This window comes from Sphingobium boeckii, assembly GCF_014199215.1.
GTDB classification, from domain to species: domain Bacteria; phylum Pseudomonadota; class Alphaproteobacteria; order Sphingomonadales; family Sphingomonadaceae; genus Sphingobium_A; species Sphingobium_A boeckii.
In genome coordinates this window covers 610,131-624,754 of sequence record NZ_JACIJC010000001.1, presented here as the reverse complement: position 1 = coordinate 624,754, position 14,624 = coordinate 610,131, and the positions used below count along the sequence as shown (strand labels likewise).

The 14,624-nt window shown below is 62.5% G+C and carries 15 protein-coding genes; 10 read left to right on the top strand and 5 right to left on the bottom strand.

The window, feature by feature from the left end:
- Positions 1-67: 67 nt before the first annotated feature.
- Both FHS49_RS03210 and FHS49_RS03205 read left to right on the top strand, forming a co-directional pair.
- Positions 68-493, top strand: coding sequence for a PaaI family thioesterase (locus tag FHS49_RS03210; RefSeq protein WP_184015138.1), 426 nt, complete (start codon positions 68-70; stop codon positions 491-493).
- Positions 490-879: a PaaI family thioesterase gene (locus FHS49_RS03205; protein ID WP_184015136.1), complete on the top strand. Its 390-nt coding sequence runs from the start codon at positions 490-492 to the stop codon at positions 877-879. The genes FHS49_RS03210 and FHS49_RS03205 overlap by 4 nt, the downstream gene beginning before the upstream one ends.
- A gap of 131 nt (positions 880-1,010) precedes the next feature.
- Here FHS49_RS03205 and FHS49_RS03200 read toward each other — a convergent pair whose 3' ends face one another.
- The 4 genes from FHS49_RS03200 to FHS49_RS03185 all read right to left on the bottom strand — a co-directional run bounded on the left by FHS49_RS03200 (position 1,011) and on the right by FHS49_RS03185 (position 5,503).
- On the bottom strand, positions 1,011-1,802 hold the full coding sequence (locus FHS49_RS03200; RefSeq protein ID WP_184015134.1) for an SDR family oxidoreductase: 792 nt from the start codon (positions 1,800-1,802) through the stop codon (positions 1,011-1,013).
- A gap of 122 nt (positions 1,803-1,924) precedes the next feature.
- Entirely contained in the window at positions 1,925-3,067 is a 1,143-nt protein-coding gene (locus FHS49_RS03195) for an acyl-CoA dehydrogenase family protein (RefSeq protein WP_184015132.1), read from the bottom strand.
- Positions 3,068-4,204 (bottom strand): acyl-CoA dehydrogenase family protein, encoded by a 1,137-nt coding sequence (locus FHS49_RS03190; protein WP_184015130.1) that lies wholly within the window; start codon positions 4,202-4,204, stop codon positions 3,068-3,070.
- Between the two features lie 141 nt (positions 4,205-4,345).
- On the bottom strand, positions 4,346-5,503 hold the full coding sequence (locus FHS49_RS03185) for an acyl-CoA dehydrogenase family protein (RefSeq protein ID WP_184015127.1): 1,158 nt from the start codon (positions 5,501-5,503) through the stop codon (positions 4,346-4,348).
- A gap of 261 nt (positions 5,504-5,764) precedes the next feature.
- Between FHS49_RS03185 and FHS49_RS03180 the strand changes: the two genes are divergently transcribed.
- The 7 genes from FHS49_RS03180 to FHS49_RS03150 all read left to right on the top strand — a co-directional run bounded on the left by FHS49_RS03180 (position 5,765) and on the right by FHS49_RS03150 (position 13,051).
- On the top strand, positions 5,765-7,042 hold the full coding sequence (locus tag FHS49_RS03180; RefSeq protein WP_184015125.1) for an acyl-CoA dehydrogenase family protein: 1,278 nt from the start codon (positions 5,765-5,767) through the stop codon (positions 7,040-7,042).
- Positions 7,042-8,109: a phosphotransferase family protein gene (locus FHS49_RS03175; protein ID WP_184015123.1), complete on the top strand. Its 1,068-nt coding sequence runs from the start codon at positions 7,042-7,044 to the stop codon at positions 8,107-8,109. Before FHS49_RS03180 ends, FHS49_RS03175 begins: the two co-directional genes overlap by 1 nt.
- A 68-nt stretch (positions 8,110-8,177) precedes the next feature.
- A complete protein-coding gene (locus FHS49_RS03170; RefSeq protein ID WP_184015121.1) occupies positions 8,178-8,981 on the top strand; it encodes an SDR family NAD(P)-dependent oxidoreductase in 804 nt (267 codons plus the stop codon).
- Between the two features lie 85 nt (positions 8,982-9,066).
- The gene (locus tag FHS49_RS03165) at positions 9,067-10,290 is read left to right on the top strand and encodes a serine hydrolase domain-containing protein (protein ID WP_184015119.1); all 1,224 of its coding nucleotides are present in this window, start codon (positions 9,067-9,069) and stop codon (positions 10,288-10,290) included.
- 16 nt (positions 10,291-10,306) lie between these two features.
- Complete coding sequence (locus tag FHS49_RS03160; protein WP_184015117.1) at positions 10,307-12,328, top strand: 3-hydroxyacyl-CoA dehydrogenase NAD-binding domain-containing protein; 2,022 nt, start codon at positions 10,307-10,309, stop codon at positions 12,326-12,328.
- A 61-nt stretch (positions 12,329-12,389) separates the two neighbouring features.
- The gene (locus FHS49_RS03155) at positions 12,390-12,632 is read left to right on the top strand and encodes a type II toxin-antitoxin system Phd/YefM family antitoxin (protein WP_184015115.1); all 243 of its coding nucleotides are present in this window, start codon (positions 12,390-12,392) and stop codon (positions 12,630-12,632) included.
- Complete coding sequence (locus tag FHS49_RS03150) at positions 12,629-13,051, top strand: type II toxin-antitoxin system VapC family toxin (protein WP_184015113.1); 423 nt, start codon at positions 12,629-12,631, stop codon at positions 13,049-13,051. Before FHS49_RS03155 ends, FHS49_RS03150 begins: the two co-directional genes overlap by 4 nt.
- Positions 13,052-13,056: 5 nt before the next feature.
- On the opposite strand, the gene FHS49_RS03145 is transcribed toward FHS49_RS03150, so the two are convergent.
- Positions 13,057-13,707, bottom strand: coding sequence for an MOSC domain-containing protein (locus FHS49_RS03145; protein WP_184015111.1), 651 nt, complete (start codon positions 13,705-13,707; stop codon positions 13,057-13,059).
- Between the two features lie 65 nt (positions 13,708-13,772).
- Between FHS49_RS03145 and FHS49_RS03140 the strand changes: the two genes are divergently transcribed.
- Positions 13,773-14,492: a glutathione S-transferase family protein gene (locus tag FHS49_RS03140; protein ID WP_184015109.1), complete on the top strand. Its 720-nt coding sequence runs from the start codon at positions 13,773-13,775 to the stop codon at positions 14,490-14,492.
- Positions 14,493-14,624 lie beyond the last annotated feature (132 nt).

The window sequence follows — 14,624 nt, the reverse complement described above, 5'->3', positions numbered from 1 at the left end:
GCAGGCAATGTCACCCCCGCATGTGGTGCGATTGCCGTCTAATCAGTCTCCAGCTACGGCCAGCCGCATGACGTTCGATCCCGCCCGTTTCTACCAAGCCGTGCGCCATTATGGCCATGGCGGAAAATTGGGCATCCAGTTCCACGGTTCGGGCGAGGATTGGGTGGAAGTCGCCTTGCCCTATGATGCGAAATTGAGCGCGGACCCCGATACGGGCATCTTGGCTTCCGGGCCGATCATCACGCTGATGGACCTCGCCACCAGCCTCTCGATCTGGACGAAGAGCGGGGTGTTCATCGAACAGGCGACGCTTGACCTGCGCGTCGATTATCTCCGCCCCGCCATGCCGGGCAAGACCGTGATCGGGCGCGGGCAATGCTATCGCATCACGCGCAACATCGCCTTCGTGCGCGGCCATGCGCATGATGGCGATCCGGACGATCCGGTGGCGCATGTGGCGGGCACTTATATGTTCACCGGGCCGCTTTCATGATCGCGCTGCCGCCTTATGCCGATGTGCTGGGCCTCTCCCCCGATGGGTGGGAGAATAATGCGCCCGTTCTGCTGATGCCCTTTTCCGACGATGTGCTGGGCCGGCCGGGCTTCGTGCATGGCGGCGCGATTGCCGGGATGCTGGAAATGGCCGCAGTCAGCGCGCTTTATGCAGAGTTCGAAGGCCAAGCCAAGCCGCGGCTGAAGCCGATCAACATCACCGTGGATTTCATGCGCGGCGGGCGGGACAAGGAAACCCGCGCGGTGGGCATCGTCACCCGCGTCGGCACGCGCATCGCGAACGTGGAAGCGATCGCCTGGCAGGATGACCGCAGCAAGCCGATCGCGGCGGCCCGGATGAATATCTTGATCGTAAGGGGGGAATAGGCGCGTCACCCGCAGACCTCTCCCCCTCGCCGTTTGTCCCGAGCGCAGTCGAGGGATGTGGTGACAATTCCCACGTCCCTCGACTGCGCTCGGGACAAACGGTTTTTAGGGGCTGGCTTCCGATATCGTCCTCAAGGATCGATGCTCTCGCCCCCGATATTGGCGTTCACCATCCCGCCATCCACCGTGAGCGTCTCCCCCACGACATAATCCCCTGCGCGCGAGGCGAGATAGATTGCGGCGGCGGCCATATCCTCCTCCCGGCCGATGCGACCTGCCGGGATGCGCTTCGCCACGCCATCGCCATGATCGCGCGCAGCCTTGTTCATGTCCGATGGGAAAGCACCCGGCGCGATCGAGGTGACGTTGATATGATCGGTGATCAGCCGCGCGGCCATCCGCTTGGTGAGGAAGATCAGCGCGGATTTTGAGGCCTGATAGCTGTAGGTTTCCCATGGATTGAGCCGCTGGCCATCGATCGAGGTGATATTGATCACCTTGCCCGGCCGCTCTGCGCTGGCCGCGGCTTTCAGCACGCCGTGCAGCGCCTGGGTCAGGAAGAAGGGTGATTTGACGTTCAAATCCATCACCTTGTCCCACCCGCTTTCGGGGAAGGTCTCGAACGCCTCGCCCCAGGCCGCCCCCGCATTGTTGACGAGGATATCGAGCTTCGGCTCCAGCTCGGAAAAGGCCGCCGCCAGATCCCGGCAACCGCCCACGGTGGACACGTCCTGCGGCAAGGCAATGCAGTTCGGCCCCAATTCGTGCGCGGTGGCGAAGCACACATCGGCCTTGCGCGACGAGATATAGACCTTCGCGCCCTGGGCTATGAATCCTTGCGCGATCCATTTGCCGATATTGCGCGATCCCCCCGTGACGAGCGCGACGCGGCCTTCGAGGCTGAAGAGTTTACTGGTATCCATATATCTCCCTCTCCCCTTCAGGGGAGAGGGCCGGGGAGAGGGGGAGTGTCCTCATGCGCCGGCCCTCATGACATGATATTCCCCTCTCCCAACCCTCTCCCCTGAAGGGGAGAGGGCTAAATTCATCCTCCCCGCCTGATCGTCTCGCGGGCGACGACAAGCTGCTGTATCTGTGTGGTGCCTTCATAGATGCGGAACAGGCGCACGTCGCGGTAGAAGCGTTCGATCCCGTAATCCGCAATATAGCCCGCGCCGCCGAAGATCTGCACCGCGCGATCGGCCACCCGGCCGACCATTTCGGAGGCGAAGAGCTTTACCGCTGCGGCCTCCATCGTGGTGTTTTCGCCCGCATCCTTCTTCGCCGCCACATCCAGCACGAAGGCGCGCGCGGCCAGCGCCTCGGTCTTGGAATCGGCGATCATCGCCTGGATCAGTTGATGCTCCGCGATCGGCTTGCCGAATTGCTTGCGCTCCACGGCATAGGCCACGCTGTCCGCAATTAGCCGCTCCGCCACGCCGACGCAGACGCCCGAGATATGAAGCCGCCCGCGATCGAGCACGCGCATCGCCACCTTGAAACCATCGCCCTCCGCGCCCAGCATATTCTCCGCAGGCACGGGCACGTCATCGAAATTGACGTCGCAGACATGCGCGCCCTGCTGACCCATCTTGCGTTCGGGGATGCCGATGGTGAGGCCCGGCAGATCGGCGGGGACGAGGAAGGCGGAGACGCCATGTGCGCCCGCCCCGCCCGTGCGCGCCATCACCGTGAAGAGCGAAGCCTTGTCCGCATTGGTGATATAGCGCTTGGTGCCCGAGAGTTTCCAGACATTGCCGTCACGGACCGCGCGGAGCTTCACAGCGGCGCTGTCCGATCCGACATCGGGTTCGGTGAGCGCGAAGCTGGTGATGATCTCCCCAGTGGCGATGCGCGGGAGCCATTTCTCTTTCTGCTCGGGCGTGCCCGACATCACCAGCCCCTGGCTGCCGATGCCCACATTGGTGCCGAAGGCGGACCGCATCGCGGGCGAGGTGCGCCCGAATTCGAAGGCGATCTTCAGTTCCTCGACCATCGACAGGCCAAGCCCGCCATAGTCCTCCGGGATAGAAAGCCCGAACAGGCCGAGCTGCCTCATCTCCTCGATCAGAGCCGCGGGGAGTTCGTCCTCCTCGCCCACCTGCGCCTCGAGCGGGCGCAGTCGTTCGGTGACGAAGCGGCGGATCGTCTCGATCAGCGCATCAAAGGTTTCGGGGTCTAATGCCATTCAATAACCCTGCAGCCGCGCCACGCGGTCTGCATGGAAATTCGCATCCCCCAGGAACTCCGCCAGCGCCCGATCGCGCTTCATGTAAAGCCCGATATCATATTCGTCGGTCATCCCGATTCCGCCGTGCATCTGTACGCCTTCCTTCACCGCCAGACTCACCGCCTGCCCGGCCTTGGCCTTGGCCACTGCGATCATCAATTCGGCCTTGGGATCACCGGCATCGAGCAGTTGCTGCGCCTTCAGCACAGCCGCCCGGGCAACCTCCATTTCCGCATAGAGATGCGCCGCACGGTGCTGCAGCGCCTGAAATTCACCGATCAACCGGCCGAATTGCTTGCGCTGCTTGAGATAATCCACCGTCATATCCATCGCTGCCGCGCCCACGCCGATCGCTTCGGACGCCGCGCCGATCCGGCCTGCATCGAGCATCCTGGTCAGCACCGCCCAGCCATTGTCGACATCGCCGATCACGGCATCGGCATCCACCTCCACGCCATCGAAATTCACATGCGCGCCCATGCTGGAATCGACCAGACGCGCCGCCTCCATCGAGAGATGGGCCGCATCCTTGTCCACCGCGAACAGCGTCAGCCCGTCCGTCTCCCCCGGCGCGCCCGCAGTGCGCGCCGCGACGATCAGCAGGTCCGCCGCAGCACCCTGCACCACGAACTGCTTTTTGCCCGTGAGGCGGAAGCCGTTGCCCGAACGCTCCGCCGTCATCGCGATCTGTTCGGGCCGGTGCTTCGCGCCTTCGTCCACCGCGATGCCGATCACCGTTTCGCCCGCGATGATGCCCGGAAGCCATTTTCCGCGCGTCGCGGCGTCGGCGGCCTTCAGCGCCTCGACGCCTATGACCGAGGTCGTGAGGAAAGGCGAAGGAGACAGATTGCGGCCGATCTCTTCGAGCACGATACCGGCCTCGACATGCCCCATGCCAAGCCCACCCTGATCTTCCGGAATCAACATGCCGGAGAAGCCCATTTCGGCGAATTGCTTCCATAGATCGTGGGAGAAACCATCGCTGCAATTCCTGTCGCGAAATTCGCGGAAATGCGTGGTCGGCGCTTCGGTCTTCATGAATGCCGAAGCACTGTCCCGCAGCATGGCCTGATCGTCATCGTAATACAGTGGCATTTCTATCTCCCTCTCCCCTTCAGGGGAGAGGGCCGGGGAGAGGGGGAGTCCGCCGCCCGGCCCAATGTTTTCAAAGTTTGAGAGGTGACCGACCGCCCCCTCTCCCAACCCTCTCCCCTGAAGGGGAGAGGGCTATAGTTGTCAGGCTCCCGGCAGATCGAGGATGCGTTTGGCGATCACGTTCAGCATCACCTCGCTGGTGCCGCCCTCGATCGAATTGGCCTTGGTGCGCAGCCACTGGCGCGGCTTGGCGCCACCGCCCGACCCGTCGCTTTCCCATTCGAGCGCGTCCGATCCGCCCGCCGCCATCACCAGCTCGGCGCGGCGCTTGTTCAGTTCGGTACCGAAATATTTCATCATATTGGGCTGGGCGGGATGGCCCTTGCCCGCCTTCATTTCGTCGATGAACTTTTCGCCCATCGCGCGGAAGGCCAGCGTATCGACATCCAACTTCGCCATTTCCGCACGCAGCAGCGGATCCTGCGCCATCAATTCCTTGTGCAGCGCGCCCAGCGAACCGACGGGCGCATTGCCTGCGCCGGAGATCATCTCCCGCTCATGCCCCAGCAGATATTTCGCCACATCCCAGCCGCGGTTCAATTCTCCGACGATCTGATCCTTGGGCACGGGGACGTTATCGAAGAAGGTCTCGCAGAACGGCGAATTGCCGGAGATGAGCTTGATGGGCTTCGTGGTGACGCCGGGCGTTGCCATATCGAACAGCAGGAAGCTGATGCCCTTATATTTGTCATGCTTGTCCGTGCGGACCAGGCAGAAGATCCAGTCCGCCTTGTCGGCATAGCTGGTCCAGATCTTCTGGCCATTAACGATCCAGTGATCGCCCTTATCCTCGCCAAAAGTCTGGAGGGATACCAGATCCGATCCAGAACCGGGCTCCGAATAACCCTGGCACCAGCGGATTTCGCCCTTGGCGATCTGGTTCAGATAATGGATCTTTTGCGCTTCGGTCCCGAATTTCAGCAGCGCCGGGCCAAGCATCCAGATGCCGAAGCTGGACAAGGGGCTGCGACAGCCGAGCTTGGCCATCTCCTCACGCAATATCTTGGATTCCGCCGGAGACAGGCCACCGCCGCCATAGGGTTTGGGCCAATCGGGCACCGTCCACCCCTTTTCGGCCATCCGATCCATCCACAATTTCTGCGCGGGCGATTTATAGGTGGGATTGCGACCACCCCAACAGGCATCGGTCTCGTCGCGGACAGGCTCGCGCATCTCGGGCGGGCAATTGGCCTCAAGCCAGACTCGCGTTTCCGCACGGAAGGTTTCAAGATCGCTCATATCGACTCCGGAGAGGGCGGGTGGAACAGTGTTTCGAACAGTCAGTATGCTTGACCGCCGCACTGTTCAAGCCCGTGCTTGCCTCATGGGGGCAAGCCTGACCCGGGAAAGCCGAAACGGGAGATATCAATAACGACGCGAACCCCGCAAGCCGTAACGGCAAGGACGAAATGCCCGCTTTGCAGATGATTTCAGGGGTTCACAAAGCGCCCTAAATCGGCTTTCGCAAATCTCGATCATGAAGACGGTATGGAGACGGACATGGATTTCACCCTCACCGAACGGCAAAGCCACTGGCGAGACCGCGTGCGCGCCTTCGTCGAAAACCATGTCCGGCCGCATGATGCGGATTATCATGCGCAGCAGCGCGAGGGCGGGCGCTGGAAAGTGCTGCCCGTGGTCGAAGAGGCCAAGGCCAAGGCCAAGGCGGCCGGCATCTGGAATCTCTTCATGCCCCCCACATCGGGCCGGGTGCATGTGGACGACAGCTTTGCATTCGACGGCCCCGGCCTCACCAATCTGGAATATGCGCTCTGCGCCGAGGAGATGGGCCGGATTAGCTGGGCCTCCGAAGCCTTCAACTGTTCCGCCCCGGACACCGGCAATATGGAGGTGCTTCACCGCTATGGCACGCGCGATCAGAAAGATCGCTGGCTCAAGCCGCTGATGGATGGGGAGATCCGCTCCGCCTTTCTGATGACCGAACCCGCCGTCGCCTCTTCCGACGCGACCAATATCGAGACGCGAATCGAACGGGATGGCAATCATTATGTGCTGAACGGCGTCAAATGGTGGTCTTCGGGCGCGGGCGATCCGCGCTGCAAGATCGCGATCGTGATGGGCAAGACCGATTTCGAGGCACAACGCCATGCGCAGCAATCGATGATCCTGATGGAACTGGACGCGCCGGGGGTGAACATCCTGCGCCATCTGCCGGTGTTCGGCTATGACGACGCGCCGCATGGCCATATGGAAATCGAGCTGAAGGACGTGCGTGTTCCGGTGGACAATATGCTGCTGGGCGAAGGCCGCGGGTTCGAGATCGCGCAGGGACGGCTGGGGCCGGGGCGCATCCATCATTGTATGCGCACGATCGGTGTGGCGGAATCGGCGATCGACGCGATGGCCAAGCGCCTGTTGTCCCGTGTCGCCTTCGGCAAGGTGCTCGCCGAACAGAGCGTGTGGGAGCAAAGGATCGCCGAAGCCCGGATCGATATCGAACTGAACCGGCTGCTCTGCCTGAAGGCGGCGGACATGATGGACAAAGCGGGCAACAAGGGCGCGCAGGGCGAGATCGCGATGATCAAGGTCTCCGCCCCCCGCATGGCGCTGCGCATCATCGACGATGCGATCCAGGCGCATGGCGGCGCGGGCGTGTCCGAGGATTTCGATCTGGCCAAGGCCTATGCCGGCATCCGCACGCTCAGGCTGGCGGACGGGCCGGACGAGGTGCACAATCGCTCGATCGCGCGGATGGAGTTCGGCAGACACGGCGGGCGCGAAGCCATTGCTGCCGCCCGGGCGGCTGCGGGGCGCTGATGGTCGCCGCTGCAGACAAAGACATGGTGGGCACCACCGAAGTCCCCGAAAGGGACCGGCTCGATGAGACCGCGCTGACCGCGTGGATGACGGCCCATGTCACCGGCTTTGCAGGGCCGATCCATCTGTCCAAATTCAAGGGCGGGCAAAGCAATCCGACCTATCGGATCGACGCCGCCAGCGGTGCCTATGTGTTGCGGCGCAAGCCCTTTGGCGCGCTGCTGCCCTCCGCCCATGCGGTGGACCGCGAATATCGGCTGATCGCGGCGCTGCATCCCACCGGCTTCCCCGTCGCGCGGCCTTATGGCCTGTGCGCGGACGATCACGTGATCGGATCCATGTTTTACGTGATGGCCATGGTCGAAGGTCGCAATCTTTGGGACGGATCGCTCCCCGGCATGGCCCCCGAAGAACGGCGCGGACTCTATCATGGGATGACCGATACGCTGGCCGCGCTGCACACCGTGGATCACGACGCTGTGGGACTGGGCGACTATGGCAAGCCCGGCAATTATTTCGAGCGGCAGGTGGGCCGCTGGACCAAGCAATATCGCGCGTCCGAGACCGAGTTCATGCCCGATGTCGAGCGGTTGATCGCATGGCTGCCGCGCACCGTGCCTGCGCAGGATCGGACGTCCATCGTTCACGGGGATTACCGGATCGACAATATGATCTTCGACGCCGCCGAGCCCAGGGTGCGCGCCGTGCTGGATTGGGAGCTTTCTACACTCGGCGATCCACTGGCCGATTTTTCTTATTATCTGATGAATTGGGTCACCGAGCCGGAAGGCCGATCGGGCATCGGCGGCCTCGACCTGGAATCGCTCGGCATTCCGTCGCTGGAAGAGACGGTGACACGCTATTGCGCGGCGACCGGCCGCAGCGGCGTGCCCGATCTCAACTGGTATTTCAGCTACAATCTCTTTCGCCTGACCGGCATCGTCCAGGGCATCAAGAAACGGATCGTGGACGGCACCGCATCCAGCGCGCAGGCCGAGGCGACCGCGGCGCGGGTGCACGGGCTGGCCAAATCGGCATGGGAATTCGCGGTGAAAGCCGGTGCCTGACGCATCGACCTTCCTTACCGGGCGGACCATCGCTATCGATGGCGGCCAGACAATCTGAGGATGTGGACATGGCTTCGAGACTAGAGGGCAAGAGCGCGATCATCACAGGCGCGGGTTCGGGGATTGGCCGCGCCACCGCATTGCTGTTTGCGCGACACGGCGCCCGTCTCGTGATCGGCGACAAGGCCGAGAGCGTGCATGAAACCGCCAAGATGATTCGCGAGGATGGCGGCACGGTCAATGCGCTGCAGATGAATGCGGGCCGCGAAGACGATGTGGCCAAGATGGTGGAGGCCGCGCGTGGCTCCTATGGCGGGATAGACATCGCTTATGCCAATGCGGGCATCTCGGGCGGGCTGCCCGGAATCTTCGATCAGAGCATGGATGATTGGCAGCAGATCTTGCAGGTCAATCTGATCGGTCCCTTTCTGATCATCAAACATGCGGGGCAGGAGATCATGAAGCGCGCCTCCGGCTCCATCATCTGCACCGCCAGCGTCGCTGGATTGCGCTCGGGTGCGGGCGGCCCGGCCTATTCCGCCAGCAAGGCGGGGGTGATCAATCTGGTGCAGACCGCCGCCCAGCAGCTTTCGGGCACGGGCGTGCGCGTCAACGCCATCTGCCCCGGCCTGATCGAGACGGGCATGACCGAGCGCGCGTTCGAATATGCCCGCGAAAAGGGCGTGGAGGAAAAGATCGGCCGTCTCAATCCGCTGCACCGCGCCGGCCAGCCGGAGGAAATCGCGCATGTCGCGCTGTTCCTGGCGTCCGATGAATCCAGCTATGTGAATGGACAGGCGATCGTGGTGGATGGCGGGCTATCGAGTTCGCACCCCGTCACGCGGCAGGAAACGGGGAAAACCGCAGCGTGATTTCTCCCCACGCCCGTTTGTCCCGAACGAAGGACATTGCGACCAGAGGTGTCTCGACTTTGCTCGACACGAACGGAGTTTTGAGATGACTCTCACCGTCTCCGACCCCGCGGAGCTCGGCTTTTCGCCCGAGCGACTGGCCCGCATCCCGGCGCATCTGAAGGCGAAATATCTCGATCCCGGCCTACTGCCCCATGCCGCTGTGCTCATCGGGCGGGGTGACGAGATCGCGCATCTTTCGGTGCAGGGCGAAGCGCGGCCCGGCGAAGCGCTTAAGCAAGACGCCATTTTCCGCATCGCCTCCATGACCAAGCCGATCACCTCGGTGGCGTTCATGCAGTTGGTGGAAGAGGGCAAGATCGCGCTGTCCGATCCGGTCACGAAGATCATTCCCGAATGGAACAAATTGGGCGTGTTCGTGGCGGGCGGCGGCAATACACCGTTCGTCAGCCGCCCCTGCACCCAGCCGATGCGGATGATCGATCTGCTGCGGCACACCGCGGGCTTCACCTATAGTTTTCAGGAGCGCACGCCGATCGACGCGGCCTATCGCAAGGCCAGACTGGAAGCGTTCAGTGGCCCCGATCTGGAAGAGCTGATCGCGCTGCTCGCGTATATTCCGCTGCAATTCGATCCCGGCAGTTCCTGGAATTATTCGATCGCCACTGATATCCTTGGTGCCGTGATCCAGCGCATCGAAGGCACGCCGCTGGACGAGGTGATCGCCGCGCGGATCACCCGCCCGCTGGGCATGGACGACACGCATTTCCAGATTCCGGACAGCAAGATCGCGCGCGTGCCCGATTGCCAGGTTTTCGATCCGGTCGCGAAGATGAAATTGTGGGATCCCGGCGCCACCACCGCCTGGGCGAAAAAACCGCAACAGCTCTCGGGTGGCGGCGGCATGGCCTCCACATTGAGTGATTATCATCGCTTCTGCCGGATGCTGCTGAACGAGGGCGAACTGGATGGTGCGCGGATCCTCAGCCGCAAGACGCTCGACCTGATGACCGCGAACCATCTGCCCGGCGGCGGTGATCTGACGCAACATTCCACCGCGCTGTTCAGCGAAGCGGAGAATGCGGGCGCGGGCTTCGGTCTCGGTTTCGCCACAACGATCGATTCCGCGGCGACCATGATCCCGGGGTCCATTGGCGATTTCTATTGGGGCGGCATGTTTTCCACCGCCTTTTTCGTCGATCCCCATGAAGAGATCATCATGCTGTTCATGACCCAGCTTATGCCTTCCAGCACCTATCCGGTGCGGCGGGAAATCAAGACGATGCTTTACGCGGCCTTGGCCGATTGAATCAGGAGAAGAGACAATGTCTGTAGTCACCACCGAACGCCAGGGCGACGTGCTCGTCATCATTTCGAACAATCCCCCGGTCAATGCGCTGGGCGCTGCCGTGCGCATCGGTCTGCAGGCCGGCATTCAGCAAGCGATGGACGATGACAGCGTGAAAGCGGTTGTCATCCGCTGCGATGGACGCACCTTCTTTGCGGGCGCGGATATCACCGAATTCGGCAAGCCGCCGGTCGATCCCTGGTTGCCCGAATTGGTCGATTTCATCGAGAATTGCCCCAAGCCAGTGGTCGCCGCGATCCATGGCACGGCGCTCGGCGGTGGGCTCGAAACCGCGCTCGCCTGTCATTACCGTGTCGCGGTCGCCTCCGCGCAGCTTGGCGTGCCCGAAGTGAAGCTCGGCCTCTTGCCCGGTGCGGGCGGCACGCAGCGTCTGCCGCGCGTGGCGGGGATCGAAGCCGCCGTCGAGATGTGCGCCACCGGCACACCGATCAGCGCCGCCAAGGCCGAAGCGCTCGGCCTGGTCGACAAGATCGCGGGTGACGACACGCTGGCAGCCGATGCCATCGCCTTTGCGCAGGACGCGATCTCCAGGGGGCCGCGCAAGTCGAGCGAGATGCCCGTCAAGGGCGATCCGGCGTCGATCGAGGCATTCGCCAAGGCGAATGCGAAGAAATTTCGCGGCTTTGAAGCGCCCGCCGCCAACATCGCCTGCGTCGAGGCCGCCACCCGCCTGCCGTTCGCCGAAGGCATGGCGTTCGAGCGCGAACAATTCACCAAGCTGATGTTCGGGGCGCAATCGGCGGCACAGCGGCACATCTTCTTCGCCGAACGCAAGGCCAGCAAGATCGACGGGATCGCCGAGGGCATCACGCTGCGCGACATCAGGAAGGTCGGCGTGATCGGCGCGGGCACGATGGGCGGCGGCATTTCGATGAATTTCCTCAGTGCCGGCATACCGGTGACCATCGTGGAGCAGGAGCAGGCCGCGCTCGATCGCGGCACCGGCGTGGTCCGCAAGAATTACGAAGCCAGCGCCGCCAAGGGCCGGATCAAGCCCGAAGCCGTGGAACAGGCGATGGGCCTGCTCACGCCCACGCTGAACATCGAAGATCTGGCCGATTGCGACCTGATCATCGAAGCCATTTTCGAGAATATGGACGTGAAGAAAGAGGTGTTCGGCAAGCTCGACACCATCGCCAAACCCGGCGCGATCCTCGCGTCCAACACCAGCTATCTCGACGTAAACGAGATCGCCGCCGCCACCAGCCGGCCGCAGGATGTGCTCGGCCTGCACTTCTTCTCGCCTGCCAATGTGATGAAATTGCTCGAAGTGGTGCGCGGCGCGAAGACCGCGGATGATGTGCTCGCCACGGCCATGGCGGTCGCCAAGAAGATCAAGAAAGTTGCGGTCGTCGCGGGTGTGTGTGACGGCTTTATCGGCAATCGGATGCTCAAGCCGCGCCAGATCGAGGCCATGAAACTGCTGATGGAAGGCGCGACGCCACAGCAGATCGACAAGGTCCATATGGATTTCGGTATGCCCATGGGGCCGTTCCAGATGAGCGATCTGGCGGGCGTGGATATCGGCTGGCATCGCGATCCGTCCAGAATCGAGAATGTCCGCGATGCGCTGTGCGCGGTTGGCCGCTGGGGCCAGAAGACCGGCAAGGGCTTTTATGATTATGATGAAAAGCGCAATCCTTCGCCCAGTCCCGAGGTGCAGGCGATCATCGACGACTTCTCGGCCAAGGCTGGCGCGGTGAAGCGCGAGATCAGCGATCAGGAAATCATCGAACGCACGCTTTATACGATGGTCAACGAAGGCGCGCTGATCCTGGAAGAAAAGATGGCGCAGCGCGCGTCGGATATCGATGTGGTGTGGATCTACGGTTACGGCTGGCCGATCTACCGCGGCGGCCCGATGTTCTGGGCGGACCTGGAAGGCAATGACAAGATCGTCGCGGGCCTGGAAAAACACGGCTTCGATATCGCGCCACTGCTGAAGGAAAAGGCAGCGACGAAGGGGCGGTTCAACTGAGGCTGGATTGCAGCGAGACGAGGGACGTGCTACATGACCATGTAATTGGTCAGGAGGCGTTATGGGTAGCATTTCTCTCGCCGATGCCAAGGCGCATTTGAGCGGACTTGTCGATCGCGTGGAGGCGGGCGAACAGCTTGTCATCACACGGCGCGGAAGGCCTGTGGCCCGGCTGGTTCCCATAGAGGGCGTGCGTGATCCGATCGACTTCGTCGCCTTGCGCCAGCTAAGGGACACCATGCCGGTGCAGCCGGTATCCGCGGGCGATTTCATGCGCACTGTCCGCGATGGCGAGCGCTATTGACGCATTATCTGGATACGTCGGTCCTGGTGGCGCTGCTGACGCCGGAGGTTCAATCCAATGAGGTGGAAAGCTGGTTATCCGCGCACCCATCCAGCCTTGCGACCAGCGACTGGACGGTAACCGAATTTTCCTCGGCCCTTTCGATCAAGCTGCGCACCGGCCAGATCGAGGACGTCCACCGCGCGGCTGCGCTGACTGCATTTTTCGCGCTGTTGGGCGGCGCGCTCCGCCTTATGCCGCTGACGCGCGTTCATTTCGAAAATGCCGCCAGGATCGTCGATCGGCAAGAAAGCGGCCTTAGGGCAGGCGATGCGCTCCATCTGGCTGTTGCGCGTGAAGCGGCGGCAGAGCTTGTCACGCTGGACAAATTGCAGGCGCAGGCTGCGACTTCAATCGGCGTAACGGCGCATCTGATTTAGGGCCGTCAGCTTCCCACCAATTTCCCCGCCCTCGCCTTCCACGTCTCCGCCAGCGGCGGTAGCGTTGCAAGGGCGCGGGTGGCGGCGGGGTCTTTCTTGGCGCCGCCGCCGATCAGCAGGGCGAAGACCCGTGACACGCTCCATTCGGGATAGCGCCGTTCGACCAGATCAAGCGTGTCGCCCGCCGCGACCGCGCCAGGCGCGATCACGCGATAATACCAGCCGCTCCGCCGCGTCTGCACGACCATCGCGGGCACTTTGGCGATATCGAAACGGTGGCCCAGCTTCCAGCAAGGCTGGCGGCCCTGGCTGATCTCGACCAAGGCGGTGCCCAGCCGGAAGCGATCGCCAATGCACATCTCATCCTCGCTCATGCCCAGCGTCGAGATATTCTCTCCGAACGCGCCGGGCGCGCCGAGCAGGGCGTGGCCATCGAGCGCTTCCTGCCAGAAACCATAATGATCGCGCGGATAATGATGGATCGCCTTATCCGAACCGCCATGCACGCTCAGATCAGCCTGCTCATCCCCCTCCAGCCCCAGAAAACCGACAGCCAGCGCGTCATCGATGGGCGTCTTGGCAATCGCGCTGCGCTCGCCCGTATCCGTATAGCGGACAGCTTTGCCGGTCAGCACCGCATCGATCGTAAAAGCCATGGTCGCCCCCTTAGCATGTCCCTCGACATGACCTATATCCTAGCCTTCGCGCAGAAGGAGTCCCCATGTCGATCGACCTTTATTATTGGCCCACGCCCAATGGCCACAAGATCACGATCGCCCTGGAGGAAATGGGCCTGCCCTATACCGTTCACCCGGTAAATATCGGGGCCGGCGAACAGTTCCAACCCGATTTCCTCAAGATCAGCCCGAACAACCGGATGCCCGCGTTGGTCGATTCCGATGGACCGGGGGGACAGCCCATCTCCATCTTCGAAAGCGGTGCGATCCTGCAATATCTGGCGCGCAAGACCGGGCTTTTCGGCGGCAAGGATGCGCGCGATCAGGCGGAGGTCGAAAGCTGGCTGATGTGGCAGATGGGCGGCTTTGGCCCGATGGCGGGGCAGGCCAATCATTTCCGTCATTATGCGCCCGCGATCGAGCCCGATGACGAGAAACTGGTTTATGGCAGGAATCGCTACACCAATGAGATGAACCGTCTGTTCGGCGTGCTGGACAAGCGTCTGGCAGATCGGGATTTCGTGGCGGGCGATCTTTCCATTGCCGATTTCGCGATCTGGCCCTGGGCGATTTCGGCGGAGCGCTTCGGTCAGGACATTGCCGATTTTCCCAACGTGGCGGCCTGGATCGATCGCTGCGGCACCCGCGCGGGCTTTGCGAACGGCAAAGCCGTTGGCGAAGATCTTCGCAAGCCGCTGGAAGCCGATACCGAAGAGGCAAAAAAGGCCCGCGCCATGCTGTTTGGTCAGAAAGCGCGGACATAATCCGCTGATGCGAGGGGGCGGATGGGCAGACGGATGTGCGCTGCCCTTCCCTCCCCCGCGATCCTGCTCTAGTTTCCGGCCTATCCTTGAGACGCCCGCATAGGGGCGCGACGCTATACGGGCCGCAACCGC

Bases quoted from the DNA above. Each gene is read 5' to 3' on its own strand.
- FHS49_RS03165 (WP_184015119.1), top strand. From the start codon at position 9,067: ATGACTCTCACCGTCTCCGACCCCGCGGAGCTCGGCTTTTCGCCCGAG.
- FHS49_RS03160 (WP_184015117.1), top strand. From the start codon at position 10,307: ATGTCTGTAGTCACCACCGAACGCCAGGGCGACGTGCTCGTCATCATT.
- FHS49_RS03155 (WP_184015115.1), top strand. From the start codon at position 12,390: ATGGGTAGCATTTCTCTCGCCGATGCCAAGGCGCATTTGAGCGGACTT.
- FHS49_RS03140 (WP_184015109.1), top strand. From the start codon at position 13,773: ATGTCGATCGACCTTTATTATTGGCCCACGCCCAATGGCCACAAGATC.
- FHS49_RS03195 (WP_184015132.1), bottom strand. From the start codon at position 3,067: ATGGCATTAGACCCCGAAACCTTTGATGCGCTGATCGAGACGATCCGC.
- FHS49_RS03210 (WP_184015138.1), top strand. From the start codon at position 68: ATGACGTTCGATCCCGCCCGTTTCTACCAAGCCGTGCGCCATTATGGC.
- FHS49_RS03205 (WP_184015136.1), top strand. From the start codon at position 490: ATGATCGCGCTGCCGCCTTATGCCGATGTGCTGGGCCTCTCCCCCGAT.
- FHS49_RS03170 (WP_184015121.1), top strand. From the start codon at position 8,178: ATGGCTTCGAGACTAGAGGGCAAGAGCGCGATCATCACAGGCGCGGGT.
- FHS49_RS03200 (WP_184015134.1), bottom strand. From the start codon at position 1,802: ATGGATACCAGTAAACTCTTCAGCCTCGAAGGCCGCGTCGCGCTCGTC.
- FHS49_RS03175 (WP_184015123.1), top strand. From the start codon at position 7,042: ATGGTCGCCGCTGCAGACAAAGACATGGTGGGCACCACCGAAGTCCCC.
- FHS49_RS03180 (WP_184015125.1), top strand. From the start codon at position 5,765: ATGGATTTCACCCTCACCGAACGGCAAAGCCACTGGCGAGACCGCGTG.
- FHS49_RS03190 (WP_184015130.1), bottom strand. From the start codon at position 4,204: ATGCCACTGTATTACGATGACGATCAGGCCATGCTGCGGGACAGTGCT.
- FHS49_RS03185 (WP_184015127.1), bottom strand. From the start codon at position 5,503: ATGAGCGATCTTGAAACCTTCCGTGCGGAAACGCGAGTCTGGCTTGAG.
- FHS49_RS03145 (WP_184015111.1), bottom strand. From the start codon at position 13,707: ATGGCTTTTACGATCGATGCGGTGCTGACCGGCAAAGCTGTCCGCTAT.